Source organism: Arthrobacter sp. BG3 (assembly GCF_056680185.1).
Window position 1 is genome coordinate 2,021,157 of record NZ_CM155270.1, and the last position, 21,721, is coordinate 2,042,877.

21 protein-coding genes and 1 tRNA gene are annotated in these 21,721 nt (G+C 66.6%); 14 read left to right on the plus strand and 8 right to left on the minus strand.

Features of this window, described 5'->3' with window-relative positions; genetic code table 11:
* Positions 1-19 precede the first annotated feature (19 nt).
* The gene (locus AC1MFL_RS08980; protein WP_479814929.1) at positions 20-772 is read left to right on the plus strand and encodes a GntR family transcriptional regulator; all 753 of its coding nucleotides are present in this window, start codon (positions 20-22) and stop codon (positions 770-772) included.
* A 38-nt stretch (positions 773-810) separates the two neighbouring features.
* On the opposite strand, the gene AC1MFL_RS08985 is transcribed toward AC1MFL_RS08980, so the two are convergent.
* Positions 811-1,443 carry a flavin reductase family protein gene (locus tag AC1MFL_RS08985; protein WP_479814931.1) on the minus strand — a complete coding sequence of 211 codons (633 nt, stop codon included), beginning with the start codon at positions 1,441-1,443 and terminating at the stop codon, positions 811-813.
* Between the two features lie 101 nt (positions 1,444-1,544).
* Here AC1MFL_RS08985 and AC1MFL_RS08990 point away from each other — a divergent pair, with 101 nt between their 5' ends.
* On the plus strand, positions 1,545-1,880 hold the full coding sequence (locus AC1MFL_RS08990; protein WP_479814933.1) for a hypothetical protein: 336 nt from the start codon (positions 1,545-1,547) through the stop codon (positions 1,878-1,880).
* Positions 1,881-1,904: 24 nt separating this feature from the next.
* Here AC1MFL_RS08990 and AC1MFL_RS08995 read toward each other — a convergent pair whose 3' ends face one another.
* Complete coding sequence (locus tag AC1MFL_RS08995; RefSeq protein WP_479814935.1) at positions 1,905-2,645, minus strand: LysR family substrate-binding domain-containing protein; 741 nt, start codon at positions 2,643-2,645, stop codon at positions 1,905-1,907.
* An 89-nt stretch (positions 2,646-2,734) separates the two neighbouring features.
* Here AC1MFL_RS08995 and AC1MFL_RS09000 point away from each other — a divergent pair, with 89 nt between their 5' ends.
* Positions 2,735-3,139: a DUF5997 family protein gene (locus tag AC1MFL_RS09000; RefSeq protein ID WP_479814937.1), complete on the plus strand. Its 405-nt coding sequence runs from the start codon at positions 2,735-2,737 to the stop codon at positions 3,137-3,139.
* 30 nt (positions 3,140-3,169) lie between these two features.
* On the opposite strand, the gene AC1MFL_RS09005 is transcribed toward AC1MFL_RS09000, so the two are convergent.
* On the minus strand, positions 3,170-3,553 hold the full coding sequence (locus AC1MFL_RS09005) for a VOC family protein (protein WP_479814939.1): 384 nt from the start codon (positions 3,551-3,553) through the stop codon (positions 3,170-3,172).
* 143 nt (positions 3,554-3,696) lie between these two features.
* On the opposite strand from AC1MFL_RS09005, the gene AC1MFL_RS09010 reads away from it, so the two are divergent.
* The 3 genes from AC1MFL_RS09010 to AC1MFL_RS09020 all read left to right on the plus strand — a co-directional run bounded on the left by AC1MFL_RS09010 (position 3,697) and on the right by AC1MFL_RS09020 (position 5,962).
* The gene (locus AC1MFL_RS09010; RefSeq protein ID WP_479814941.1) at positions 3,697-4,326 is read left to right on the plus strand and encodes a hypothetical protein; all 630 of its coding nucleotides are present in this window, start codon (positions 3,697-3,699) and stop codon (positions 4,324-4,326) included.
* Between the two features lie 67 nt (positions 4,327-4,393).
* Positions 4,394-5,032: an NADPH-dependent F420 reductase gene (locus AC1MFL_RS09015; RefSeq protein ID WP_479814943.1), complete on the plus strand. Its 639-nt coding sequence runs from the start codon at positions 4,394-4,396 to the stop codon at positions 5,030-5,032.
* A 47-nt stretch (positions 5,033-5,079) separates the two neighbouring features.
* Positions 5,080-5,962, plus strand: a protein-coding gene (locus tag AC1MFL_RS09020; protein WP_479809945.1) for an IS5 family transposase whose coding sequence is annotated in 2 segments (ribosomal slippage) — positions 5,080-5,444 and positions 5,443-5,962 — 885 coding nt in all. Because the reading frame shifts where the segments join, the coding sequence is not laid out codon by codon here.
* Between the two features lie 77 nt (positions 5,963-6,039).
* On the opposite strand, the gene AC1MFL_RS09025 is transcribed toward AC1MFL_RS09020, so the two are convergent.
* The 4 genes from AC1MFL_RS09025 to AC1MFL_RS09040 form a co-directional block, all read right to left on the minus strand.
* Positions 6,040-6,522: a pyridoxamine 5'-phosphate oxidase family protein gene (locus AC1MFL_RS09025; protein WP_479814945.1), complete on the minus strand. Its 483-nt coding sequence runs from the start codon at positions 6,520-6,522 to the stop codon at positions 6,040-6,042.
* Between the two features lie 119 nt (positions 6,523-6,641).
* Positions 6,642-8,162, minus strand: a complete 1,521-nt coding sequence (locus AC1MFL_RS09030) for an APC family permease (protein WP_479815404.1) — start codon at positions 8,160-8,162, stop codon at positions 6,642-6,644.
* A gap of 14 nt (positions 8,163-8,176) precedes the next feature.
* On the minus strand, positions 8,177-9,100 hold the full coding sequence (locus AC1MFL_RS09035; RefSeq protein ID WP_479814947.1) for a universal stress protein: 924 nt from the start codon (positions 9,098-9,100) through the stop codon (positions 8,177-8,179).
* Positions 9,101-9,131: 31 nt separating this feature from the next.
* Complete coding sequence (locus AC1MFL_RS09040; RefSeq protein WP_479814949.1) at positions 9,132-10,523, minus strand: flavin monoamine oxidase family protein; 1,392 nt, start codon at positions 10,521-10,523, stop codon at positions 9,132-9,134.
* 176 nt (positions 10,524-10,699) lie between these two features.
* Here AC1MFL_RS09040 and AC1MFL_RS09045 point away from each other — a divergent pair, with 176 nt between their 5' ends.
* Positions 10,700-11,386 carry a TetR/AcrR family transcriptional regulator gene (locus tag AC1MFL_RS09045; RefSeq protein WP_479814951.1) on the plus strand — a complete coding sequence of 229 codons (687 nt, stop codon included), beginning with the start codon at positions 10,700-10,702 and terminating at the stop codon, positions 11,384-11,386.
* 227 nt (positions 11,387-11,613) lie between these two features.
* Here the strand turns inward: AC1MFL_RS09045 and AC1MFL_RS09050 are convergent.
* Positions 11,614-11,696 (minus strand) — tRNA-Leu (locus tag AC1MFL_RS09050).
* A gap of 420 nt (positions 11,697-12,116) precedes the next feature.
* On the opposite strand from AC1MFL_RS09050, the gene AC1MFL_RS09055 reads away from it, so the two are divergent.
* The 7 genes from AC1MFL_RS09055 to pknB are packed head-to-tail and all read left to right on the plus strand — an operon-like array spanning position 12,117 to position 21,711.
* Positions 12,117-12,866 carry an FhaA domain-containing protein gene (locus AC1MFL_RS09055; RefSeq protein ID WP_479814953.1) on the plus strand — a complete coding sequence of 250 codons (750 nt, stop codon included), beginning with the start codon at positions 12,117-12,119 and terminating at the stop codon, positions 12,864-12,866.
* Positions 12,863-13,342, plus strand: a complete 480-nt coding sequence (locus tag AC1MFL_RS09060; RefSeq protein ID WP_024368146.1) for an FHA domain-containing protein FhaB/FipA — start codon at positions 12,863-12,865, stop codon at positions 13,340-13,342. Before AC1MFL_RS09055 ends, AC1MFL_RS09060 begins: the two co-directional genes overlap by 4 nt.
* Positions 13,343-13,344: 2 nt before the next feature.
* Entirely contained in the window at positions 13,345-15,042 is a 1,698-nt protein-coding gene (locus AC1MFL_RS09065) for a PP2C family protein-serine/threonine phosphatase (RefSeq protein ID WP_479814955.1), read from the plus strand.
* The gene (locus AC1MFL_RS09070) at positions 15,039-16,490 is read left to right on the plus strand and encodes an FtsW/RodA/SpoVE family cell cycle protein (protein WP_479814957.1); all 1,452 of its coding nucleotides are present in this window, start codon (positions 15,039-15,041) and stop codon (positions 16,488-16,490) included. The genes AC1MFL_RS09065 and AC1MFL_RS09070 overlap by 4 nt, the downstream gene beginning before the upstream one ends.
* The gene (locus AC1MFL_RS09075; RefSeq protein ID WP_479814959.1) at positions 16,487-17,944 is read left to right on the plus strand and encodes a peptidoglycan D,D-transpeptidase FtsI family protein; all 1,458 of its coding nucleotides are present in this window, start codon (positions 16,487-16,489) and stop codon (positions 17,942-17,944) included. Before AC1MFL_RS09070 ends, AC1MFL_RS09075 begins: the two co-directional genes overlap by 4 nt.
* On the plus strand, positions 17,941-19,749 hold the full coding sequence (locus AC1MFL_RS09080; RefSeq protein ID WP_479814961.1) for a protein kinase domain-containing protein: 1,809 nt from the start codon (positions 17,941-17,943) through the stop codon (positions 19,747-19,749). Before AC1MFL_RS09075 ends, AC1MFL_RS09080 begins: the two co-directional genes overlap by 4 nt.
* 6 nt (positions 19,750-19,755) lie before the next feature.
* The gene (gene pknB, locus AC1MFL_RS09085) at positions 19,756-21,711 is read left to right on the plus strand and encodes a Stk1 family PASTA domain-containing Ser/Thr kinase (RefSeq protein WP_479814963.1); all 1,956 of its coding nucleotides are present in this window, start codon (positions 19,756-19,758) and stop codon (positions 21,709-21,711) included.
* Positions 21,712-21,721: the final 10 nt, after the last annotated feature.

A 21,721-nucleotide genomic window follows, 5' to 3' on the forward strand; every position in this document is an offset into this window, starting at 1 on the left:
ATCGTGTAAATTCTCAAGTATGACGAGCCCCGATGCAGGAATCCGCGACCTTTCCGGCACCACCCCCGGCGGGGTGAAGCGGCCAGGTGCCGCCGGCGCGGCTGTGGCACCGGCGCTGGGGGCGGCAGCCCGGCTGCGGGTGGCCATCCCCTCCGTTGCGGACCGGGTGGCGGCGGAACTGCGGCTGCAGCTGGCCGAAGGGCTGCTGCTGCCCGGCGTCAGGCTGACCGAATCAACCCTTTCCGAGGAGCTGGGCGTCTCGCGCAACACGGTCCGCGAAGCCTTTGCCGAACTTGCGGCCGAGCGGCTGGTGGTCCGCCATCCGAACCGGGGAGTCTTCGTTGCGAGCCTGGGGCCGGGCGACATCCATGACGTTTACACCGTGCGCCGGTTCATCGAAGTGAGCGCCATCCGCGGCGGAGGGAGCCCCGAGCGGGTGGCCGCCGTCCGGGCCGCGGTGGAGGAAGGCCGGGCCGCGGCGGCAGCGGACGACGAGGAAGCCCTGGGCAACGCCAACCAGCATTTCCACGGCGCCATCGTGGCACTGGCCGGGAGCCAGCGCCTCAACACGATCATGGCCCAGGTCCTCGCCGAGATGCGGCTGTTCTTCCACAAGGCCACCGTGGACGCGCATTTCTACCGCAGCTACCTGGACGACAACGAGGAAATCTGCCAGGCCCTGGAGGCCGGCGACCTGGAGCGCGGCGGGGAGCTGCTGCTGGCCTATTTGAACCGCTCGGAAGAGAAGCAGAGCGCGGTCCACGGGGACTGAGCGCCCGGGCAGTGCAGGCCAGCGCGGGCCGGGCCAGGTCAGTCCTTGGACCGGTGTGCCGGCCGGAATTCCCCGGGCCAGTCGGCTGTCCGGATCCGCTTGAGCTCGCTGACCGGGCCCGTGGCACCCCATTCATCGAGGCCCAGCCGCGAGAGCGGGTCGAGTTTGGTGATTGCGGGATGGGATCCCTGCAGGGCTCCTGAAGCGACCGCGGCATGCGTCACCTCGCCGAAGACCAGGACGCAGTCGCCCATCTCCAGCGTGCTGTGGAGCTTGCACTCCAGCGCCACCGGTGATTCCGCGACCCGCGGGACCTGCACTGTGAGGCCTGCTTCGCGGGTCAGGCCGGCGGCATCGAACTCGCTCACTTCCGGCGGGAAATTCGTGCCGGTGGCGTTGACCTCGGCGATGAGGTCCGCCGGAGCCAGGTTCACGATGAACTCTCCCGTTGCGAGGATGTTGCGCAGGGAGTCCTTTTTGCCGACCGAGGTGAACTGAATGATGGGCGGTGTCACCGAGGCCACCGTGAAGAACGAATGCGGGGCAAGGTTGTCCACCCCGTCGGCGGACGTACTCGAAACCCAAGCGATGGGCCGGGGAACGATGACCGCCGTCAGCAGGCGGTAGAAGTCCCCGGAGGGAAGTTCTTCAGGGCTGAAGTCCGTGCGCATGGATCCACCTTACGGCCACGCCCCCGGGCTCCCGGCCGGCTGGCTGCCCGCTGCTCGGCCGCGGCCAGCGTCCAGTCAGCCCCGCTTGTTAGGGTTAATGAATGAAACTTCGCCTCGCCGTCCTTGCCGCTGCCACCCTTACGATCGCGCTGACGGGCTGCGGCCAGGTGCAGGACGCTGCGAACAAGGCCGTCAGCGACGGTGCGTCCCAGGTCGCGACCGCAGCCGGCAGCGAAGTGAAAAAGCAGGCCTGCACGCTGGTGAAGGACGGCCTGGTCAGCGTCAAGGACAAGGAAGCGCTCGGCGGCCTGGTCGCCGGCGCAGAAACCTCAGGGGTTCCTGCCGAGATCACCGCCCCGCTGCGCCAGATCGCCGAGTCCGGCGACCAGGCTCCGGCGGAATCCATCAAGGCCCTGCAGGACGCCTGCGCCAAATAGCGCCCGGCCCGTTACGGCAGCGCCTTAGCGCTTCCCCTTTTTCCGGGACCCTTTGCCGCGGCCCTTGTCAGGGTTCGGTGCGTAGCGCTGGGCCACCTTCGGTTTCTTGACGGCCGGTCCCCGGCGGTCCGGCTTTGGCTCCTTCTTGGGCTTTTCCTGCTGGGCGGAGGGCTGGCGGGAGCTCGCGGCGGTGCGGCCGCGGACAATCCCGATGAACTCCTCAATGACTTCGTCCGTGGTGTCGCTGGGCCACGCCAGGGCGATCTCGGAAGTGGGCGCCCCTGTGAGTTTCCGCGCCACGGTGTCTTTGACGTTGAAGTGGCGGGCCACGGACATCGGCAGGATGACCAGGCCGGCCCCGGTGGCCACGACCTGCAGGGCCATCTCCGGCCCGCCGAGTTCGGCCACGTCCAGGAACGTCTCCCGGCCGAGGTCGGCCAGGGCCACCTCCTCGAACAGCGAGATCTCGTGCCCCTTGGGCGCCACCACCACGGGCTGTTCCTCGTACAGGGGGATGACATTCAGGCCCTCGCGCTCCACGGGCAGCCGGACGAAGCTCAGGTCCGCGGACCCGTCGCGCAGAACCGTGAGCTGCTCGCCGTCGTCGGACATAAAGGAGTGCAGCGGAACATCCGGCATCCGCTCTTCCCAGCGCCTGGTCCACTTTCCCGGCGTCACGCCGGCGACGTAGGCAAAACGCAACTCCCGCACAACAGGCACAGGGGTTTCGTCGGGGGTCTGGGATGCTTCTTCTGCTGCGGACACATGTTCACAGTACCGCCCGGGCTGGCGTAGGCTTCCGCCCGGCCGGCCGTTTGGTGCTGATTTAGTGCCCCGCCGGATACCCTTGAAGCATGACCTCTGCAAACTCCCAGTCCATGAAGCCGGCCACCGTTGCCAAGAAGCTTGGCATCTACCTGCCCGCAACACCCCAGGAGTTCCAGGATTCGGTCATCAGCCGCGCCGATTTCGCCGAGCTCCAGGCCAACCCGCCGGAGTGGCTCGCGGAACTGCGGCGCAACGGCCCGCACCCCCGCCCGGTGGTCGCGCAGAAGCTTAACGTCTCCATCAGCGGCCTGGCCCGCGGCGGGATTGAGGAAGCGCTGACGACGGCGGAAATCACCGCGCTGCTGCAGGCTCCCCCGGCATGGCTGGTCGCCGAGCGCTCCACCCACGCTGCCGTGCGCGCCGAGGCCCAGCGGGTCAAGGACGAGGCTGCGAAGAAGGACGCCAAGAAGGAACGCACCGCGGCCGAGTAGCCGCCCTGGCCGGCGGGCGCCGGTCCCGGCTCAGTCCTGGTGGAGCTGCACGAAGTTCCCGCAGCCGTCGTCGAACACCGCCGTCGTGCCGCCCGGTCCCACTGAGGGCTCGCCCTGGAACATCACGCCCTTGGCGGTGAGCCGCTTGAACTCGGCCCGGACATCGGTCACCCCGAAGACGATCGCAGGCAGCCCGGCGTCGTGGCAGCCGTTCATGTAGGCGGCACCGATCGGGTTGTCGCTGGGCTCCAGCAGGAGCCCGACCGATCCGCCGCCGGCGCCGGCCGGATCCTTGACGATGTACAGGTTGTGCTCCGGGATGGCCATGAGGCTCTCGAAGCCCAGGATTCCGGTGTAGAACTCGAAAGCAGCGGCGGGGTCCTTGACGTGGATGCTGCACATTTTCAGTCGCATGCGGCCTAGGCTACGCCGGGACGGGCCCGGGTGGGAACCGGACCCCGGCAACGGCCGAAGGGCCATTGACGGCCCGCCCTCGATGGATTCCAATGGAATCAGGGAACCTCGCCCGCCCGGACGGGATCCCTGGAGGTGTTGGAATGCCGTCTCTGTTCGACCCCGCCCCCGTTGCGCTCTGGCAACTACTCGCCCTGGCCTGCCTTGTCGTGTGCGCTGCGGGTACCTCGGTCTATTTGCTCCGGAAACATCTGGCCGACGAAGACGGCCTGCCGGATGCCGTCTTCTGGGACGGTTTCGCCGGACTCGCCATCGTTGCGCCGGCCGTGATCCTCCCCGCCCTGGTGGCGCCGTGGTCCGGGCTGCTGCTCGGCGTCATCGCCGCGGCCGCGGCGGCCGCCACCTACCTCTGGACTCCCAGGATCTTCAGCTGGCAAGCGGAGCGGCGCTCCACCCGGGACACGGCAGCCAGCAACGAGGCGGCCGCGGCCCGGCACCGCAGCGCCCTGGCCAGATGGCAGCGCTACGAAATGGACCCCGCGCACGCCATCGACTACCCCGCCATGAGTGACCCGCGGCAGCCGGAGACGGCCGCCCTGATCCGCGCAATGAAGGCCGCGGATCAGCTCCGCAGCGGGACGGACGCCGGCTATGCCCGGGCGGTCGAGCGGCTGGAGGAAGCCCTCGCCGAGGCCGAAAGGGCCGCAGGCGTCGGACGCGACGCACCGACCCGCGACGCCGGATTTCCCGCCGCGGACCCGGCGCTCGGCTGACACGTCTTAAAGCTCACCTGCCTGGCTTTGTCCCTGAGTTCCGGCGTCATCCTTGGAAGGAAGCACCATGACAGACATCACCATCATCGGCAGCGGCAACATGGCACGCGCGATCGGCACCCGCGCCGTGGCAGCCGGACGCTCACTCCAAATCCTGGACCGCACCCCGGAGCACGCGGCCAAACTGGCTGCCGAGCTGGGCGGCGGTACGACGTCCGGTGGACTGGGCGATATCCCGGAAGGCGACATCGTGGTGCTGGCCCTGCACTTCGGACCGGCCAAGGAAGTGGCAACACACTACGGTGACACCCTCAGCGGAAAGACCGTGGTGGAGATCAGCAACCCGATCAACGGTGACACCTTCGATTCGCTGACGGTGGACCCGGGGTCCTCAGCGGCCGAGGAAATCGCCGCGCTGCTGCCGGGCGCAGCAGTCGTCAAGGCCTTCAACACCACGTTCGCCGGTCCTCTGACGGCCGGCGTGACGGGCGGGATGCCCCTGGATGTCTTCATCGCCACGGACTCGGCGGAAGCCGGCAACCAGGTCGCCTCGTTCGCGGCAGCAGCCGGTCTCCGGCCACTGCGGGTCGGCGGGCTGCGGCATGCCCGGGAACTGGAGGGATTCCAGCTGCTCGTGACGGCACTGCAGGCCAATCCCGCCTACGCGGCCTTCAACTGGGGCACCGGGCTGAAGATCATCGACTAGGGCGTGTCTCCCAAATAGGCTGACCGCTGGCTGGAAAACTTGGGGACGTGTCTCGTTTCCAAGTTTTTACCGATGATCAGTGGGCCCGAGTTGAGCCGTTGCTGCCCAGTTCCGATGGCCAGCGAGGGCGCCCGTTCCGGAACCACCGCCAGGTCGTGGAGGGCATTGCATACCGGTATCGGTGCGGGATCGCTTGGCGGGACCTGCCGGAGCAGTTTGGTCCGTGGCAGACGGTGTGGAAGCGCCACCGCCGTTTCGCCGCAGACGGGATCTGGGACCGGATCCACTCCATGCTGCTGAGCGAGGCCGACGCCGCCGGGGAGATCGACTGGACCGTGTCGGTGGACTCCACGATCAACCGCGCCCACCAACACGGAACCAACCTTCCCCGCAACACAGGGGGACGAACCGAATTACAAGAAACTCTGGGCAGAGCCTGACGACCACGCCGTGGGGCGTTCCCGGGGCGGGCTGAGCACCAAGATCCACCACGCCTGCGACGGGAAAGGCAGGCCCCTGGCGTTCATCATCGGGCCGGGCCAGGGCTCTGACTCACGGATGTTCCCGCACGTCATCGACGCCATCAATGTCCCGCGCGCCGGAACGGGCCGGCCGCGGACCCGCCCTGACGTGGTGATGGGTGACAAGGCCTACTCCTCCAGGGCCAACCGTTCGCTCCTTCGGGCCCGGAAGATCAAGGCCGTCATTCCCGAACCCAGAGACCAGATCGCGAACCGAAAACGCAAAGGCACCCGTGGCGGTCGGCCGGTGGACTTCGACAGCGAGGCCTACAAAGGCCGGTCCGTCGTCGAGCAGTCCTTCAACATTTTCAAGCAATGGCGCAGCATCGCCACCCGATACGACAAGCTCGCCATCACCTACCGCTCCGGAGTCGCCCTCCACGCAGTCCTGATCTGGCTACGCCAATAAGGAGACACGCCCTAGGGCGGCGCCGGCGCGCGCGGCGGATCCGCGGACCCCCGTCGCGGCGCGGGAGTGCACAGGACTTAGAGTTCCACCGTGCCGCTGTCGCCCACACTCATCCGGCTGTGTGTGACCTTGGATTTGACCCACTGGAGCACCGACGCCGCGGTGCCTCCGGGGCTGGTCCAGTACTCGGCGGAGTCGGAGTCGACGTGCAGCAGCACAACGTCCGGGGTGTCCGGGCCGTCCGGGAACCAGGCTTCGACCATCTGGTTCCAGAGTTCGTGGATTTTCTGGCGGTCGGTGACAACTTCTGCCGTCCCGGCCACCGATACCCATTCCGTTCCTTTGCCGAAGGAGACGTTGACGCCCGGGTGCGCCCGGACGTGGGCGACCTGGGAGGTGGCGGCGGACGTGAAGAACCACATGTCGCCGTCGTCCAACACGTCCTGCACAGCCAGCGGGCGGCTGACCAGCGCGCCCTCTTCATTGACGGTGGTGAACATCCCGATCCGCGAATCGTTGATGATGTCCGTAACTTTGGTGATGTTTGCTGCGTCCGACATGCTGTCACCTCGTTCTGGTTCCGAAGGGGGAAGGTCCCCCTCCCGTCAGCCTATTGGTAAGTGTGCTTACTTTCCAATGGCTGCCAGAAGAAGGACCTTCCCGGCTCGCTGCCGGCGGCTCATTTTCCGCGGGCCAGCACCTCGCCCTTGAAGAACTCGGGCCGGAGCTTCGCCATGATCAGCATGAGCACCACGCCCAGCAGGATGACGCCCGTGCCGAGGATGAAGACCAGGCCCAGACCACCGATCGACGAGCCCGACCCGTACGCCGGGTCCATGGAGTCATAGGCGGTTTTGAAGAACATGACCAGCAGGATGACGCCGCCCAGGAGGGGCGCAAGGAACTTGAAGAAGAACGCCTGCGCTCCGCTGAACGCCTCGGCCCGGAAAAACCAGACACAGGCCAGTGCCGTGATGCCGTAATAGAAGCAGATCATCATGCCCAGAGCAGTGATGGTGTCCCAGAGCGCATTCTCCGACGTCGTGCGGGTGATGACGTAGAACGCGGCGGCGGCCACCGCCGAGGCGATCGTGGCGTAGCTCGGCGACTTGTGGGTGGGGCTGATCCTGCTGAACTTCGTCGGCAGTGCCCTGTAGTGGCCCATCGACAGCAGGGTCCGCGCCGGCGAGACGAACGTGGACTGCAGCGACGCCGCCGAGCTGCTCAGGATGGCCAGGGACATCAGGATGGCGAAGGGGCCCATCACCGGACCGGCGAGGACGGCGAAGATGCTGGCCTGGTTCTCCGGGTTCCCCGCACCCAGGCCTTCGGTGCCGATTCCGGCGAAGGACAACGTGGCCAGGGCAACGGTCATGTAGATGATCACGATGACCAGTACGGTGACGGTGGCCGCGCGGCCCGGGGTCTTTTCCGGGTTCTTGGTCTCCTCATTCATGGTCAGCGTGACGTCCCACCCCCAGTAAATGAAGATGGACAACGAAACACCGGCGGCAAAGGCGGTGAAAGATTCCACCGCGAAAGGATTGAACCAGTCAGGTGAGATGGCTGTGGCGTCAAAGGCGGTTCCGTTTGCGACGTGGCTGAACGCGGCCACCGCGAACCAGCCGAGCACCAGAAGCTGGAATCCCACGAGCACATACTGGACCGTCTTGGTGGTTTCCATGCCGCGGTAGGAGATCCAGCATGCGAGGGCGATGAACACCAAGGTGGTGGCAATATTCAGCGGCAGGTTCTTGGTCAGATCGGCGAGGTCCGGATTGCCGAAAATCTGCGACAGCATCAGGTAGAAGAAATCCACTGCGACGGCGGCCAGATTCGAGAGCACGATGATGGTCGCTGCAATGAGCCCCCAGCCTCCCATCCACCCAAGCCACGGGCCAAAGGCTTTCGAGGCCCAAGTGAAGGACGTGCCGGCGTCGGGCATGGCGTTGTTCAGCTCGCGGTAGCCGAACGCCACCAGCAACATCGGGACAAAGCCCACCAGGAAAATCGCCGGCAGGTGGACGCCGACTTCAGCCACGGTGGGGCCAAGTGCCGCAGTCAACGTGTAGGCCGGGGCGATACAGGAGACGCCGATGACGACAGCGCCAATCAGCCCCACAGATCCTGCCTTCAGGCCCTTCTCGCTCAGTCCGTGCTGGTCTTCGGTGTGCTGTCCGGCGTGCGAGGTCTTGGCCATCGCGTGGTCCGCGCTCATTTTTGTGCCTCTCGGGTGAAGTCATTCGACGCTGGCTGGTTGGGATGTTTGAGCTCATAGTCACTCGGGACCACAATCATCGGCACCGGCAGGGCACGCAGAATGCGGTTGGCCGTGCTGCCCAGAAAGATGGAATGGCTCGTGGCAAGCCTGCTCGATCCGATCAACAGGACCTCGCCGTCTTCCCAATCGAGACGGTCCACCGCTTCCTCGACGCTGCGGCCCTGTGCGATGACAACTTCCGCCTTCGCCTCCTCCCGAACCCCCTGCCCGCCGCCCGGCAGGGCTGCGGCAAGATGCTTCGCCGCATACGCCCGCGCCGCTTCGGCGGCTTCCGCGGCACCTGCCGCGTCTCCGCCGTCGATCGCCAGAAGTGACACCACGCGCAGCGGCACTTCGCGGTTGGCGGCCATCCCAAGGGCGAAATCGAGCAGCTTCCCGGCGCCCGCCCGGTTTCCGAGCCCGCAACTGATCCGGGTCAGGGCCTCCTGGCGGTGGTAGCCATGCGGCGCCAGGGCCACGGGAACAGTCGAGGCGTGGAGCAGTGCGCTGGCCACCGACCCGATCGAGAACCGCTTGAAGATCCCGTTGCTTGTGGCGCCGATGATGAGCATGTCCGCCCCCAACTCCTCGGCGGCCTGGATCAGCGCGTGGGCATCGGAATCCCCGCTGCGGACGTGGGCCTGGGCAGGGATACCGGGCGGAACCAACGCCAGCGCCTGGTCGAGCCACTCCTGGGCCTGCTCATTGAGCAGGTGCTCGAAGCCGGCCCTGGGCGCGTGGGCGGCCCCGAACTGCTGCACTTCGGGGACCACCAGCACCAGGTCCAGGCTGGCCCCGCGCCCGAGCGCCAGTGATACGGCCAGGTTCACGGCATCGCGGCCTCTGGCATTGGCTGAATACCCCACTACATAACGCATCTGGCCGATCCTTTCTGAGCTGTTGGGCGGATTAATTGGTGGCGGCGGAGGCACGGTCTGCCGCTGCGACGATCCGGACTGCCGTGTGGCGCCCCATCCGCACCGCGCCGTCGACATGCTGGTAGCCCTCGGCAGCGAGGTCAGAGGAGGACCAGTAGATCGGGCCGACCGGCGCGTGCTGGTCCTTGCCGTAGCGGTGCAGTCCGCCGAGGTCGTAGCTGGAGGCATAAGCGCCGCGGGTCCATTCCTCAGAACCCCAGTCCGACTCGTAGTAGACCTCCGGCTCAAGGGCCTTGTCACCAAGGAATCCGGCGATCGATTCGAGGATGGCGCGGCGGCGCTCCTCCGCGCTGAGCTCGAACATGGCGTCGGCCTTCTCATCCGAGACAAAGCCGACCAGGGTACCCCGGGGGTCCTGATGGTTGGTGTTGTCGTAGACCTCCTGAACCAGGGCGCCGGCACCGAAGCAGGTCCCGGAGAGTCCGGCCTCGCGCCAGAACGGGGTGCTGTAGACGGCGTGCACCTTAATGACCAGGCCCAGGGACTGGTGCTGGTGCATCTGGTGCTGGCGCCGCGGCAGCGGCGGGTTGAAGGAGACCCTGGAGTAGAGGTTCGGCGGCACGGCCATGATCACGAAGCGCGCGTTCACGGTGGCACGCTCCGAAACGGCCGTCACGCGCTGCTCCCCGCCGGCATCCACCCCCCAGTTGATGGTGCGCACCGGGCTGCCCAGTACGACGTCCTCACCCAGTTCGGCGGCAAGCAGCAGGGAGACCTGCTGCATTCCGCCGACGACGCGCTTGTCGAGGATGAAATCCTCGTCGGTGAGGTGGGTGAAGGATCCGGCGGACGCAGCCATCAGCACTGCCTGCAGGGCGGAGAAGGCATGGGCGGGCTTGGTCAGCATGCCGCCGGCGATGAAGAGGCCGATGTTGTTGCAGGCTTCCTCGTCCGCGGAGTTTTCACGCAGCCAGTGGTGGAAGGAGATGGTGTCCAGTTCGCGGGCCTTGGGGTGCGCCCACGGTTCGGTGGGGCCGATTTCCGCGGCGAGGGTATCCAGCAGGGCGGTGAGCTTGTCCATTTCCGCGGCGGTGGTTTCGTTGACCGGGAAGGTATCACCCGTATAAAACGTGCGCTTGCCGTCGGAGCCGATGTAGACGGATTCGCCGTCGCGGTAGCGCGAGTAGGTCTTCAGGCCGAGCTCCTCGAGGAGCGCCAGCAGTTCGGTCTGGTCCGGGGAGACCCACTGGCCGCCGATTTCCAGCACGGCGCCATCGACGGTGTCGGTCCAGGTGCGGCCGCCCACCCGGTCGCGGGCCTCCAGGACGGCCACGCTCAGGCCGGCTTTCTTCAGTTCCCGGGCTGCGGTCAGCCCGGCGGGGCCTGCTCCGACAATTACGACGTCGCGGTCAAGTTCCAGCATGATGTCCTCTCTCTGGCCGCTGAAGTGATGCGGCCCACTAAATGAATGCCATTCATTTAGAACCGACTATAGACCCTTCCGGTACGCCAGGGAAGACCTCCTGCCGAAGAAATTCCGCCGGTAAAGTGGGGGCACAATGGGAGGACCCAGGGACACCGACAGCAGAAGGGCCAGCAATGCCGGCACCAACCAGAGCCCCAGCAGATCCACTCCACGACGCGAAACCGCGCCGCCGGGCGGGCAGGCCGGCTGCCGCCGTCCTCGACCAGGACGGCATCACCGCGGCGGCTCTGCAGCTCATCGGGAAGAGCGGGTATGACGGCTTCACCATGGCGGCTTTGGCCCGGACGCTGAACGTGGCGCCGTCGGCCTTGTACAACCACGTCTCCTCCAAACGGGACGTGCTGGTCCTGGTCCAGGACCACCTGACATCGTTTGTTGATGTGTCCGCCTTCGGGTCCGGACCGTGGGACCAGGCCGTGCGCAGCTGGGCCTGGAGCTACCGCGACGTCTTCTCCAAGCACACGCCGCTGATCCCGGTGATCGCCGTGCTCCCGGTGACCGACGCACCCAAGACCCTGGCCATGTATGAGGCCGTCAGCGCCGGATTCAGCCATGCGGGTTTCCCGCAGGAGCGGATCATTTCGGCGATTGTGGCCCTGGAGTCTTTCATTTTTGGCTCAGCGTATGACGTCACGGCCCCGGCGGACATTTTTGACTCCGGAAGCATGGCTGACTCGACGCCGAACTTCACTGCGGCAGTCAAGCAGCAGGACCTGGAAGGCTACGAAAGGCCCGCCGACGTCGCGTTCAACCTGGGCCTTGAGGCGATGATCGCCCGCTTCGGGGCGCTCCGCGGCTGACCGCGGCGCATGCCCTCAGGTCAAACCAACGCGGGGTCACTTAGCGCCCAAGCCGCGCCCCGGGATGGGCGCGATGTGACCCCGCGTTGCGGGGTTCGGATTGGGTTCGGGGCACCCTTCGGAGGCCGGGCGCAGAACACGCCGGGAAGGGAGCCCACAGCTTCGGCACCGCCCGGGTTAACAAAAAAGAACCCCGGTCCGAAGACCGGGGTTCTTTCATATTTGCGTGCGCGAGGGGGGATTTGAACCCCCACGCCCTTTCGGACACTGGCACCTGAAGCCAGCGCGTCTGCCGTTCCGCCACTCGCGCGCAACTTCTTTCACACAATTGTTGGCCCGGAATCCGGACCGCCAACCTCGTAAAAGCAGCGAGATCAAGCATAACGGACAACTGCGGGAAAACACCAATCGGCTTCCGCGGGGGCCGCGCAGGGAGCTCCGGAGGCAGCCCGCAGGCGTCCCGCCCCGGCCCGCCTCGGGCCCCTCCCCGCTACATGAAGTCCCTCTCCGCCCGGTCGGTTGGGGCAATGTCAGAGCCATGTCGGGGCAGGTCAGGGCCGGCCCGCAGCAATTTCCCGGCACGGGGTGGCGACGGGCATTAAGGCCATTCCCAGACTCGCCCAGTAGTATCTGGTGTAGGAGTGCCCGTTACCTGCGGGCTCCCGCAAATTTGGGAAACCGAGTTCCGGAACGAACGCTGTCCTGCAGCCGTCACGAAAGGAGAAGGACCATGGGATTGCTGGACAAAGTCGAGCGCGGCATCGAAAAGGCCGTCCGCGGAGTCTTCTCCACCGGTTCCCGTGCCCAGGTCGAGCCGGTCGAGATCGCCAGCCACCTCCGCCGCGAGGTGGACAACAAGGCCATCACCATCGCCGCAGGACGAACCCTCGCCCCCAACGTCTTCGATGTCCTCCTCAGTGACGACGATTTCCAGCGGGCACAGGAATGGGGCACCCCGCTCGCGGAAGAACTGTGCGACGTCGTCATCAACCATGTGCGGAGCCAGGGCTACACCCTCCAGGGTCCGGTGCGGATCAGTTTCCGCCGGGACGAGGGACGCCGCGCCGGAGACTTTGAAATCAAGTCCCGGACCGAAAAGTCGTCCTCCCCCTCCGCGCCCGCCCAGCCTGCGCCGCACGCCGGCATGCCTGCCGCACCGACGCGACAGCCGGCCCGGTTGCAGCCCGTCCTCGATATCGACGGGCAGCGGTACTCCCTGAACGCGCCGTCAATCATTCTGGGGCGCTCCTCCGAAGCGGACATCCTGGTTGACGACACCGGCGTTTCCCGCCGCCATCTCGAAATCCGCACGGGGCCGGGCACCGCCCAGGCCGTGGATCTGGGCTCCACGAACGGCAGCTACATCAACGGCCACAAGATCGCCGGCTCCTCGGAACTCACCGACGGCGCCACGATCACTATGGGACGGACCAAGATCATCTTCCGCCTTTTGCCCGCCAACCCTGGCGGCCGCCAGTGAGCGAACTGACCATCACCGCCCTGCGGTTCGGCTTCCTGCTGCTCCTGTGGGTCCTGATCTTCAGCATCGTTGCCGCCATGCGCCGAGACCTTATGATCGGCCGCAAGGCGGCCGCGGGAGCCCCGACGGCACGGCAGGTGCGCAAGAACCCTGCGCTGGCCGAACCGGCCGCCCCGGTCAAGCAACAGCCGCGCCAACTGGTGGTGACCGAGGGTCCCCTCAAGGGCACCACGATTCCGCTGGCAGCGAGCCCCATCCTGCTTGGCCGCGCCCAGGAAGCCACGCTGGTGCTGGAGGATGACTATGCCTCCGGCCGCCATGCCCGCCTGTTCCCGCAGGGCAGCCGGTGGTTTATCGAGGATCTTGGCTCGACCAACGGCACCTACCTGGCCGACCAGCAGCTCACCAGGGCCCTGCCCGTTGAGCTGGGTGTCCCCGTGAGAATCGGCAAGACGGTCATCGAATTGAGGCCGTAGCCGTGGCTGTCCCGGATCGCCCGGCAGACAGGGCCGAAGGCAAAACACCTGCACCGTTGCGGCCGCTCATCATGCGCTACGCCGCGCGGTCCGACGTGGGCCGTGTGCGGGCGAAGAACGACGACTCCGCGTATGTTGGCCGCCACCTCGCCGTCGTCGCGGATGGCATGGGCGGACACGCCGGCGGCGATGTCGCCTCTGCCGCCACCGTGCTGGACATGATCCATCTCGATAAGGACGACTACGACGGCGACGCCGGCACCGTCCTGGCCGACGAGATCCAGACGGCCAACTCGCTGCTCTCCGAGCTCGTTCATATGAATCCCAAGCTGGCCGGCATGGGCACCACCGTCACAGCCCTCCTGCTGGCCGAAGGCAAACTGCACTTCGCCCACATTGGCGACTCCCGCGCCTACCGGCTCCGGAACGGCGAATTCGAACAGGTCAGCGTGGACCACACCTTCGTCCAGCGCCTCATCGACGAAGGCCGGCTCCGCCCCGAAGAGGCGGAAACCCACCCGCACAAGAATGTCCTCATGCGCGTCCTCGGTGACGTCGACGCCAGCCCGGAACTGGACCTGGCTACGCTTGACGTCGAACCCGGGGAACGCTGGCTGCTCTGTTCCGACGGTCTGAATTATGTGGCCGGCCATGTTGTGGAACGCACCGTCCGGGAGACCCCGAACCTGCGTGAATGCGCGGAATTGCTGGTAGACCTCACCCTTGAGGCAGGGGCTCCGGACAACGTCACCGTTGTGATGCTGGAAATCGCCGAACAGACGAGCGATGACGTGCGGACCGCCGCCGTCGAAATTGTTCCGGCCGCGTCACCTTCCACCGTGACCGCCACTGCGTCCGAGGGCCCCGTCCCGCTGCCCGGAAGCACCGCTGGTGCAGCACAGACGCCCGCAACGACGCCGAAGACCGGCGACCCCGGCGCGGCGGACGTCACGCCGGAGGTCAGTGCCGCCGAAAAGGCAGAGCCTGCCACCTCGACCGATCCACACCTTGGCGAGCACCTTTCCGCCGAGGTGCTCCGCGAGGACCTGGCCGGTCGCCCCCACGAACTCGTGGGCGCGGCCGCCACTGCCGCGGAGACCGGTTCCATTCCCACCATCGCGGGGCGCACCCTGGCCCGCCGTGCGGCGACCGTGCTGACCCACAAGTCTGAACAGTCGAGGGAAGAAGCCGACGACGACAAGGCGGCGCGCCCGCCGCGTCGCTGGCTGACTGTCGCCATCGCTGCGGCCATCGTGGCACTTCTCGCCTTGGGTCTGTGGCTCGGCTACGCCTGGACCCAGACCCGGTACTACATCGGGGAACAGGACCAGCACGTCGCCATCTTCAACGGGGTCTCACAGCGGCTGGGACCCATTCAGCTTTCCACCCTCGAAACGGTAACCGATATCCGGATGTCAGATCTCCCCGAATTCTCCCAGCAGCGGGTGCGCCAGACGGTTCCGGCCCGGGACCTCTATGACGCCCAGCGGATCGTCAAAAACCTGGAACGCACCGGTACCACAGCGCCCGCGGATGAATGCATCACACCGTCCCCGACCCCGGGCGAGACCGGAACCCCGGGCACATCAGCGAGCCCGGGGGCAACAGCAGTTCCCGGCGGAACCGCAAGTCCCGGGGCAGCCGTGACCGGGGCACCGACGCCGGCGGCGACGGCTCCCGTCTGCGAGGTCGGCAAATGACCCCCATCGATCCCACGCCCAAACCGCGGCGGAATGTTGAGCTCGTCCTGCTGGTGCTGGCCCTCGCCGTCGGCATTGGCGCCCAGGCCCTCGTCGGCGTGGACCAACAGAAGGCTTTCGACACCGATTTCTGGTTCCAGTCGAGCCTGCTGGCCGCGGCCGCCCTCGCCTTCCACATCGTTCTCCGCATCCGGGCGAAATATGCCGATCCGGTAATGCTTCCACTCGTGGTGGCCCTCAACGGACTCGGCCTCGCCATGATCCACCGGCTGGACCGGGTCGGGGAAGACACGGGCAACAACCAACTTCGCTGGACCCTCGTCGCCATGGGGGTCGCCATCGCTGTCATCTGGTTCCTGAAGGATCACCGGATCCTGCGCCGCTTTACCTACATATCGCTGGCGGTCAGCGCGGTACTGCTGGTCCTGCCGCTGGTTCCGGGCATTTCCGCCGGCGAGGTCCTGGGCGCCAGCGTCTGGATCAAAATCGGCTCCATGACCTTCCAGCCGGGTGAGATCGCCAAGATCACGCTGGCCATATTCTTTGCCGGCTATCTGTCCTCGAACCGGGACCTCATCCTGCTGGCCGGGCGCAAGATCGGGCCGTTGCAGTTCCCGCGGTTCAAGGACATGGGCCCGATGATCACCGCCTGGCTGGTCAGCATCGGCGTGCTGGTTTTCCAACGCGACCTCGGGACGTCGATCCTGTTCTTCGGTCTCTTCCTCGTCATGATCTACGTCGCCACGAGCCGCATCAGCTGGGTGATCATCGGCGTAGGGCTCATGGCTGCCGGCAGCTTCGTTGCATCCCGAGCCTTCTCCCACGTGGCCCTGCGCATCGACGGCTGGGTCAACGCCTTCACCCCCGAGGTCTACGGACGGGAATTCGGCGGCAGCCTCCAAATCGTCGAAGGCCTCTTCGGCATGGCCAACGGTGGCCTGGTCGGCACCGGCTTCGGCCAGGGGCGCCCCAATCTGGTCCCCTTCGCCAACAGCGACATGATCATTGCCTCCTTCGGCGAGGAACTGGGGCTGATTGGCCTCTTCGCGGTCGTCCTCATGTACCTGCTGCTCTTCACCCGCGGCTTCCGGGCGGCGCTCGGCACCCGGGACGCGTTCGGAAAACTGCTCGCCACCGGGCTCTCCTTCGCCATTGCGCTCCAGTGCTTCGTCGTTATCGGCGGCGTCACCAGGCTCATTCCGCTCACCGGCCTCACGACCCCGTTCCTGGCCGCTGGCGGCTCCTCGCTGCTGGCCAACTGGATCATCGTCGGACTCCTGCTCATGATCTCGCACACGGCACGGGGCCCGGTGGACACAACACCGCTGGCCCCCGGCGACGAACCCGACCCACAGAAAGTAACTCCAGCCATGCCCTCGAAGCCGGCCACCGCGCCCGGCACTGGACGGAACAGTCCGGACGCCCCCACCGAGGCGGTGAAGCTGTGAACCAAGCCATACGCAACGCCTGGATCGCCGCTATCGCCATGTTCGTGCTGATCTTCGGGGCCCTCAGCTATGTCCAGGTGATCGGCGCGGACGAGCTGCAGGCAAACGCGTGGAACAAACGCACCCTTCTGCAGAATTACTGCAACGACCGCGGCGCGATCATCGTCGGCGGCACCCCGGTGGCGGAGTCCGTGGCTGCGGATGAAAGCTGCGCGTTTCAGCGCACCTACACCCAGCCGGAGCCCTACGCCGGGATCACCGGCTATTTCTCCAGGAGCTACGGGGTGACCGGCCTGGAGAAGACCATGAACAAGGAGCTCGCGGGCAGCTCGGACCAGCAGTTCCTCGACCGTGTGGGCCAGCTCTTCCTGGGCAACCAGCCCAAAGGCGCATCAGTGGAGCTCACGCTCGATCCGAAAATCCAGAAACTCGCGTACGACCTCATCCCGGAGGGCCGGCGCGGATCGATCGTGGTGACCAATCCGAAAACCGGGGCGATCATTGCCATGGTCTCCAAACCGTCCTACGACCCCAATCTGGTCGCCACCCAGGATCCGGCGGCCGAGGCGGCCAACTTCGCCGAGCTGAACAAGGTCCCGGGGATCAACCTGAACCAGAACGTCAGCGGACCCACAGGCGCGCTGCTGGCCCCCGGCTCGGTTTTCAAGCTCATTGACACGGCCGCTGCCCTCAACTCGGGCAAGTACAACAAGGACAGCATTCTGCCCAACCCGGCCGAAATGTCCTTCCCCGGTATCCAGTACAAGCTGCCCAACTACGCCGGCGGCAACTGCTATACCCGCGACACCGCAACTTTTGCCTTCGCCCTGCAGCAGTCCTGCAACACCCCGTTCGCCAGCATCGCCCTGGATCTGGGACAGAAGGCCATCGCCGACCAGGCCGGGAAATTCGGTTTCGGGCAGGACTTCGGCGACCAGCTGAAGCTGGACTCCGCCCCGAGTTTCTTCCCGAGCGAGCCGCTGGACGACGCCAGCCTGGCCCAGTCGTCCATTGGCCAGCGGGACGTCCGGGCCACCCCGCTCCAGATCAACCAGATGACCGCCGCGATCGCCAACGGCGGGGTGCAGATGCAGCCGAACCTGATCAAGGCCGTACGCTCCCCGGACCTGCGGCCGATCAGTGAGCCGAAGCCCCAGGTACTGCAGACCTCCACGACGCCGGAGATCGCCCGGCAGATCAACGAGTGGATGGTCAGTGTGGTCAGCGACGGCATCGCCCGCGGGGCGGCCGTACCCGGTGTCAAAGTGGCCGGCAAGACCGGTACCGCGGAACTCGGCAACGGCCTGAACAACTCATGGTTTACCGGGTTTGCCCCGGCGAATGACCCGCAGGTGGCTGTCACTATCGTCATGGAAAGCGTAGACATCACCACCGGCGCACAGCTAACCAGTCCGAACGCGAAGAAGATTTTTGAGGCGGTGTTGAATAAGTGAGGCCTTCATCAGGAACCACCCTCGGCGGCAGGTTCCAGCTGACCACACGTATTGCGATCGGCGGTATGGGGGAAGTCTGGAAAGCCAAAGACCTGATCCTTGGCCGCATCGTCGCTATCAAGGTGCTCAAGGAGGAGTACACCGGCGATCCCGGGTTCCTCCAGCGCTTCCGCGCCGAGGCCCGCCATACGGCGCTGCTGAACCACGTGGGCATCGCCAACGTCTTTGACTATGGCGAGGAAGAAGGCTCCGCCTACCTCGTCATGGAGTTGGTCCCCGGCCAGCCATTGAGCAGCATCATCGAACACGAACAGGTGCTCTCCCCGGACCGCACGCTGTCCATGATCGCCCAGACGGCGCGGGCCCTCTCGGTCGCCCATGCCCAGGGCCTGGTCCACCGGGACATCAAGCCGGGCAACCTGCTGATCACCCCGGACGGCCGTGTCAAGGTGACCGACTTCGGCATCGCCCGGCTGGCGGACCAGGTGCCGCTCACCCAGACCGGACAGGTGATGGGAACTGCCCAGTACCTGGCTCCGGAACAGGCCACCGGCCAGTTGGCTACCGGCGCTTCGGACATCTATGCCCTCGGCGTGATCGGCTACGAGTGCCTCACCGGGCACCGCCCGTTCTCGGGCGAATCCCAGATTGCCATCGCGCTGGCCCAGGTCAACGATGCCCCGCCGCCGCTGCCGGAAACCCTGCCGAAGCCGGTCCGGGCCCTGCTGATGTCCATGCTGGCCAAGGACCCCAAGAACCGCCCGGCCGACGCCCTCAAACTCTCCGAGGCCGCCGAAGCCATCCGCAACGGCGACATCGCCGCAGCGCACGCCGCCGTTCCGGGCATGCTGCTCTTCGAGGCAGCCACCGGACCCATCACGGCGCCGGTGGACATTCCCACCGCCGCGACCGGTGTCATCGGTGCGGCAGACCGTTCGACGTCGGCCACCTCGGCGTTGCCTGTCGTCGGCGCCGCCGGCGCGGGTGCCGCGGCAGGGCTGGCGGCCGGGGCCGCGGCCGCCAGCGCATACGGCGCCCGCAACACGCTCTCGCGCGCCGACGCCCTCGCGGCGGAACGCAATTGGGTCCAGGAAGACGACGACTACGACGACGAGCCGGTCCACCAGCCCGAACGGCGCGGCCGCAGTCCCTGGACCTGGCCGCTGATTGCCCTGATCCTGCTGGTGCTGTTCGCCCTGGTGGGGGTCATGCTCAGCCAGGCCGGAATCTTCACACCGCAGGCCCCCGCGAGCAGCAGCGCCGCCACCAGCGCGGCGCCGACCACCACCAGCGCCTCCCCGACCACCACGAGCGCCAGCCCCACGAGCAGCTCCGCGGCCCCCACCCAGTCCACGCCGGCTGCCATCAATCTGATTCCGGAAAGCTATCTGGGCCGCCCCTTCAATCAGGTGCGCAGCGAACTGATTGGTCTGGGCCTTGTCGTCACGGGCGTCGAGGTGTTTGACGACTCCACCCCCGGAACGGTTGTCCAGATCGACCCCGCCGGGCGGGTCCAGCCCGGCACAACCATCAAGGTGTCCTACTCCAAGGGCCCCGAAGCCGTTACGGTGCCTACCCTGGCGTCAGGTGCCAGCGAAGCCGCTGTCCAGCAGGCCATCGAGAATGCCGGCCTACGCTGGGCCAAGGGTGATCCTGTCAGCCCCACCGGCAAAAAGGAACAGCCCGGCACGTTCGTCAGCTCCGAGCCTGCCTCCGGCAGCAAGGTGCCTGCCGGTTCGCTCGTGACCTACCACCTGGCCAAGGCCGCGGCCACGCAGTCAACCCCGAGCCCGACGGGAACGTAGGCCACCATGCCCAATTCACCCCGCACCCCATCGCACCGGGAGGACCGCGGCCCCGTGAACACGCAGCGCGTCCTCAGCGGACGCTATGAGCTGGGTGAGCTGATCGGCCGCGGCGGCATGGCCGACGTCTTCCGCGGCGTCGACACCCGGCTGGGACGCACCGTCGCCGTCAAACTTCTGCGCCCGGACCTGGCCCGGGACCCCCAGTTCCAGGCCAGGTTCAAGCGCGAGGCGCAGGCGGTGGCCGCCCTGAACCACCCCTCGATCGTTGCCATCTATGACACCGGCGACCATGCGGTTCCCGGTGACCACGAGGACACCGTCCGGGTGCCGTACATCGTGATGGAGTTCGTGTCCGGCAGGACGATCCGCGATCTGATCCGGGCCAAGGAAGTCAGCATCGACCAGGCGATCGATTTCACGCTCGGGGTTCTCGCTGCCCTGGACTACAGCCACAAGGCCGGGATCGTGCACCGCGATATCAAACCGGCCAATGTGATGTTCTGCCCGGAGAACAACAGCGTGAAAGTCATGGACTTCGGGATTGCCCGCGCCATGGCCGACTCGGCAGCAACCATGACCCAGACCCAGGCCGTGGTGGGCACCGCCCAGTACCTTTCACCGGAGCAGGCCCGCGGCGAGACGGTGGACGCCCGCAGCGACCTCTACTCCGCTGGCTGTCTCCTGTATGAGATGCTGACCGGCCGCCCGCCTTTCATCGGCGACAGCCCCGTTTCCGTCGCCTACCAGCATGTGCGTGAGATCCCCGGACTGGCCAGCAGCTTGAACCCTGATGTCTCCGAGGCGCTGGACAGCGTGTTGATGAAGGCACTCCAGAAGAACCGTGCGGACCGCTTCCAGGATGCGGCAGCCTTCCGCCGCGCTCTTCGGGCCGCACGCAGTGGCGTGGGCGTCGCCGCGCCGGCCGCGAGCGAAGCCCCCACCGATCCCCATGACACAATCCCGACGCCGGACAGCGCAGCGACCGCCGCGTTCTCGGTGACCGGCGCGAAGTTCCTCGATGAGACCCCCACGGGCAGGCTACGTCCGGTGCCGGAGGCCTCGGCCGAGGATGAGAACGCTCTGATGGCACAAGGGGTTGCCTATGGCGCCGAAGACACCGGCAGCCTGCCACTGGTGCTGCCGCCCGAACGCGAGCACACCGCGCGGCAGCGGTCGCGACGCCGGACGTGGATCTCCGCACTGGTGATCGTCACCGTCCTGGTGCTGGCGGGAGGCGGCCTGTGGCTTTACAACATGATGAACCAGGCACCGCCGCCCGTAGCCAAGGTCCTGGTCCCGTCGGTGACGTCGCTGACCGAGACCGAGGCCCTCCAGAAGCTCTACAACGCCGGGCTTAAACCCCAGCTCAGCCGGATGCAGCACGAGACGATCGCCAAGGGCATCGCTGTCGGCACCGTCCCCACGACGGGGACCTCACTGGAGCCCGATTCGGCCATCACGCTCAACATCTCAGAAGGCCCCAGCGTCATCACCATACCCGCGGACCTGCCCGGGCGGACGGAGGCCGCCGCCCGCGATGTCCTGCGCCAGAAGGGCCTCGCCGGAGCACCCGGCACCACCATGGCGAACAGTCCGACGGTCCCGGCCGGCATTGTGATCACAACCAACCCTGCCCCGGGCCAGAATGTGGCCGCAGGCAGCACCGTGGAAATCATTGTCTCGACCGGCAAGGTGGCGGTTCCGCAGCTCATTGGGCTTCCGCAGGCAGAGGCTGAGGCCGCCCTGAAGGCTGTTGGCCTCGGCATGAACGCCACGGAAGTTGAAAACTCCCAGGTGGAGCCGGGAAAGGTCACCGGGCAGGCCGACGCCGCCGACGCCCTGGTGGAACAGGGCAAGACGGTCACCGTCACTGTGGCCAAGGCTCCGCCGCCACCGCCGCCGCCGGCCCCGAGCCCCAGCGCCACGCCGACCCCGACGCCCACTAAGAGCTCGAAGTAAGTCGACGCTG

Bases quoted from the DNA above. Each gene is read 5' to 3' on its own strand.
- AC1MFL_RS08980 (WP_479814929.1), top strand. From the start codon at position 20: ATGACGAGCCCCGATGCAGGAATCCGCGACCTTTCCGGCACCACCCCC.
- AC1MFL_RS08985 (WP_479814931.1), bottom strand. From the start codon at position 1,443: ATGCGCACGGACTTCAGCCCTGAAGAACTTCCCTCCGGGGACTTCTAC.
- AC1MFL_RS08990 (WP_479814933.1), top strand. From the start codon at position 1,545: ATGAAACTTCGCCTCGCCGTCCTTGCCGCTGCCACCCTTACGATCGCG.
- AC1MFL_RS09000 (WP_479814937.1), top strand. From the start codon at position 2,735: ATGACCTCTGCAAACTCCCAGTCCATGAAGCCGGCCACCGTTGCCAAG.
- AC1MFL_RS09005 (WP_479814939.1), bottom strand. From the start codon at position 3,553: ATGCGACTGAAAATGTGCAGCATCCACGTCAAGGACCCCGCCGCTGCT.
- AC1MFL_RS09010 (WP_479814941.1), top strand. From the start codon at position 3,697: ATGCCGTCTCTGTTCGACCCCGCCCCCGTTGCGCTCTGGCAACTACTC.
- AC1MFL_RS09015 (WP_479814943.1), top strand. From the start codon at position 4,394: ATGACAGACATCACCATCATCGGCAGCGGCAACATGGCACGCGCGATC.
- AC1MFL_RS09025 (WP_479814945.1), bottom strand. From the start codon at position 6,522: ATGTCGGACGCAGCAAACATCACCAAAGTTACGGACATCATCAACGAT.
- AC1MFL_RS09030 (WP_479815404.1), bottom strand. From the start codon at position 8,162: ATGGCCAAGACCTCGCACGCCGGACAGCACACCGAAGACCAGCACGGA.
- AC1MFL_RS09035 (WP_479814947.1), bottom strand. From the start codon at position 9,100: ATGCGTTATGTAGTGGGGTATTCAGCCAATGCCAGAGGCCGCGATGCC.
- AC1MFL_RS09040 (WP_479814949.1), bottom strand. From the start codon at position 10,523: ATGCTGGAACTTGACCGCGACGTCGTAATTGTCGGAGCAGGCCCCGCC.
- AC1MFL_RS09045 (WP_479814951.1), top strand. From the start codon at position 10,700: ATGCCGGCACCAACCAGAGCCCCAGCAGATCCACTCCACGACGCGAAA.
- AC1MFL_RS09055 (WP_479814953.1), top strand. From the start codon at position 12,117: ATGGGATTGCTGGACAAAGTCGAGCGCGGCATCGAAAAGGCCGTCCGC.
- AC1MFL_RS09070 (WP_479814957.1), top strand. From the start codon at position 15,039: ATGACCCCCATCGATCCCACGCCCAAACCGCGGCGGAATGTTGAGCTC.
- pknB (WP_479814963.1), top strand. From the start codon at position 19,756: ATGCCCAATTCACCCCGCACCCCATCGCACCGGGAGGACCGCGGCCCC.